Genomic DNA, 547 nt, shown 5'->3' with positions numbered 1-547 from the left:
CAACCTGGGAGCCTACATCAACAGCGTGACCGGCCGCAACATGGTGTTGTGGAACGGCGCCTGCCATGTGCACGAGCGCTTTTCGGTGGAAAAGCTCGTAGCCCTTAAGTGCGAGCACCCCGATGCCAAAGTGCTGGTACACCCCGAATGCCGCGGAGCCGTAGTGAAACTGGCCGATGTGGTAGGTTCAACGGCAGCCCTCCTGCGCTACGCCGTAGCCTCAGAGGCCGGCACTTTCCTCGTTGTCACCGAAAGCGGCATCCTCCACGAGATGCAGCGCCGCGCCCCTCACAAGCGTTTCATCCCCGTGCCGCCCGACGACAGCACCTGCTCATGCAATGAATGCAACTACATGCGGCTCATCACCCTTCCGAAGGTGTACAACGCACTGCGCTTCGAATGGCCCGAGATAAAAGTTTCTGCCGAAACAGCCGCCGAGGCCGTGAAGCCCATCCGCCGCATGCTCGACATTTCCGAACAACTGGGATTGTGAGAGAAAACGGGCGACAGGCCCGGCTGCCTCTCCTCCATATCACAAGAATAAAGC

1 protein-coding gene is annotated in these 547 nt (G+C 59.6%); it reads left to right on the top strand.

The genetic code is table 11. The features are described from left to right. The coding region (locus tag C5S62_RS05785; RefSeq protein ID WP_145958218.1) for a quinolinate synthase NadA at nt 1-493 on the top strand (493 nt) is incomplete at its 5' end. Nucleotides 494-547 lie beyond the last annotated feature (54 nt).

The organism is Prevotella sp. MGM2, assembly GCF_002933955.1.
Lineage (GTDB): Bacteria > Bacteroidota > Bacteroidia > Bacteroidales > Bacteroidaceae > Alloprevotella.
Note: the sequence above shows the minus strand (reverse complement) of the source record. Positions and strands in the feature narration are given on the sequence as shown.